This window comes from Atopobium sp. BS2 (genome assembly GCF_000565075.1).
Lineage (GTDB): Bacteria > Actinomycetota > Coriobacteriia > Coriobacteriales > Atopobiaceae > Lancefieldella.
This window is the reverse complement of the sequence record NZ_JDFG01000035.1, coordinates 1-2,635: the sequence shown is the minus strand read 5'-3', so window position 1 is coordinate 2,635 and position 2,635 is coordinate 1. Positions and strand designations below refer to the sequence as shown.

4 protein-coding genes are annotated in these 2,635 nt (G+C 40.0%); all 4 read right to left on the bottom strand.

Annotated features, from left to right (window positions below):
• The coding region (locus tag HMPREF1492_RS04560; protein ID WP_035436402.1) for a hypothetical protein at window positions 1-254 on the bottom strand (254 nt) is incomplete at its 3' end.
• 98 nt (window positions 255-352) lie between these two features.
• Entirely contained in the window at window positions 353-667 is a 315-nt protein-coding gene (locus HMPREF1492_RS04555) for a hypothetical protein (RefSeq protein WP_032734301.1), read from the bottom strand.
• Window positions 668-887: 220 nt separating this feature from the next.
• Complete coding sequence (locus HMPREF1492_RS04550; RefSeq protein WP_049906802.1) at window positions 888-1,514, bottom strand: replication protein; 627 nt, start codon at window positions 1,512-1,514, stop codon at window positions 888-890.
• A 392-nt stretch (window positions 1,515-1,906) separates the two neighbouring features.
• Window positions 1,907-2,470: a hypothetical protein gene (locus tag HMPREF1492_RS04545; protein WP_035436400.1), complete on the bottom strand. Its 564-nt coding sequence runs from the start codon at window positions 2,468-2,470 to the stop codon at window positions 1,907-1,909.
• Between the last annotated feature and the right edge of the window lie 165 nt (window positions 2,471-2,635).

Genomic DNA, 2,635 nt, shown 5'->3' with positions numbered 1-2,635 from the left:
TAGCTCGTGTGAATAAAGAGGTCCGTGAAAGTAACCATACCTGGCGTAATTGTGCTTTCAAGGTCATCAAATGATTCAATAGTCACGTTAATGATATCGGGCTTTTGGTCACCAGAGTCACAAGGAATTGCTTGTACTCGCCATTTAGGCGTTCCGCTTGCTGAAACGTCCTGCTCATTATCTGTACCATACTTAAATTTCTGGCTGACCCCTAGAGCAATGAAGTCATTATTTAACAACTTAAACTTGGACATAATTAATCCTTTCTATTTGTGTTTGATATATGTCCAAGCCGCCAACTTGCGTTATGATTATTTTGCCGATAGTCGTTACGCAAGTGACGACTTTTTTCTTAACGAATAAATCCGTACTTTTTGAATTTTCTAGCGTCTTCTCGCCAACCTTCACGTTCGATTGGTTCTTGAATTTCCTCGTCCCAGCCTATCCACTGCTTTCCCACGTTATCGTTGTAGTAAATAATTCCGCACTTAACCAAAGCTCTAAAAACGTGAGTCATCGGCACATGAAGTTTCTCAGAAATATCTCTAACTTCTTCAATATCCGAACAGGACATCGTAAAACTAACCCTATCAGTATCAACTCGCTCAAAATCACCTTTCCTCAAAACCACTCTCCCACGAACTCTATCGACATCAGTAGTATCCATATTTAACACCTCCAATCACATAAACGGTTACTTGTGTAATTATAGAGCAAACGTTACATTAAAGCAAATTTTACTCATTTGTAACTATACGCAACATAGCAATCTTTAAGACACACCAAAATCTCACTAGTAACAGATTGTTACTAGTCCATAACCTGCATGAACAATGAACAATGGACACATGGGGGAGGGTCGTAGTACCTCCCCCATGTACGTATCCCTAGATATCCGAATCTGGAATATCCGAATTTGGAATATTCTCGTCCTCAACGTAACCGTCAAAAGTACCTTGATTCATTTCCCATTGCATAGACTTAAGCCAAGCCACTAAAAACACAGTTCTGCTACTGGTGAGAACTCTAAACCAATCAGTTCGATATTGCCGAGCATATAAAGCTAATCTAAAGAATGAATAACATCCCTGTTCAAGACACCAATCCATCATCTCGCCAATAGCTGTATCTGTATCAGCTGCTGATTTTGTTGTTTCTAGGTAATCAGTACCTCCAAGGCACTCAACATCAGAAACGTTATATTGTGCCTTCTCTGGGTTATCTAAGTGGCACAAATATCTTGCATAAGCACGGATATCTTTACATTCTTCTGGACGAGTGGCATTCAGTTTATCTGTAATCTCTTTAACTTGCTCAAAAGTCTTAACACCTTTAAAGGTAAGGATTACGTGGTAATGCTCTTTTTTATGTTCTCCATCTGCGTTTACATCATCACAGTGAAGTGGAGAAACATATCCAGGGACAAGCATATCTCTTAAAATCTGTCTCCAATTTTCTGGAGCACTTTCTGGATACAGAACAAAAACCCAGTTACGTTTTCTCTTGTCCGCCAAAATAAAACCTCCTGTTCAGGAGGTGTGTAATGTCTTTGAAGTTCCACAGAAAGACGCTATACTTATATCTATGGGACGTTAATCGACTTCACCACCTCGGTTTTCGTCGCTATTCGAACGGCAATTCGAATAGCCACTGCCATTATTTTACACTAGCCCGCCCACTACTTTGTGTGGTGGGCATTCTTTTTAAATACTCACTGAGAGCGAGCGGATATCCTCTATGGATCCGATTCGTTAAATCCATATTTTGATTCCGTACGCATTCAACCAATTTAGATTGGCAAGGATAGGGACTTCGTCCCTATAACCCTCTTAGGCTGACACTTCATTCCTTCGCGCTACACTAAACGTTCCGCTTGTCGTCATTCCGCGTCAGCCATAGGGACTAGTTACTCCTTACGAGCAAATTCATTAACGGCACGACTCAAATAGCCATCACGACCATGCTTATGCTCTTCGTATTTGATGATGAACCAGTTAAGCGGCGACTCTTCATATCGCACTAGCTGGTCAGCAAGTTTACAAGCGTAATACTTGCAATCGCTTAATTCGTTTTTTAGGTCTGTATTTTTATCCTTTAATGCCACAATCTTTTTATCGGCATCATCTATTTGGTTCTTTGCAATCCTAAGTTCCGAAGCAGTATCACGCTTATCTTGAACCAACTGTTTTTTAACATCTGAAAAGTTTGTAATTTCCGCTAGTACAGCATCCAATTTCTTATCAAGAAGTTCAACGTTTTTAAGACGTCCAATATCCAGCGCTTTACTCTCACTGAATAACTCAACAACCTTTAGAGCAAATTGAAGCCAACTAGATAAAGAATTCTGATAATCCATCTCATCACAAGCTTCAATATATTCAAGAAGACGATTACGACTTAAAAAGTCACGATACACAGCACCAAGCAACTGGTCGCCTTTAGCTGGAAACTTTCTAGACTCATCTACCATAGTTACTTCACCTTCTTAACATCGGAAGCTGTAAACCAGATAATGTTGCCGCCTTTATCTCGGTTATAGCTCGTGTGAATAAAGAGGTCCGTGAAAGTAACCATACCTGGCGTAATTGTGCTTTCAAGGTCATCAAATGATTCAATAGTCACGTTAATGATATCG

What these genes read in the sequence shown, in the direction of transcription:
- HMPREF1492_RS04555 (WP_032734301.1), bottom strand. Translation starts at nt 667, where the DNA reads ATGGATACTACTGATGTCGATAGAGTTCGTGGGAGAGTGGTTTTGAGG.
- HMPREF1492_RS04545 (WP_035436400.1), bottom strand. Translation starts at nt 2,470, where the DNA reads ATGGTAGATGAGTCTAGAAAGTTTCCAGCTAAAGGCGACCAGTTGCTT.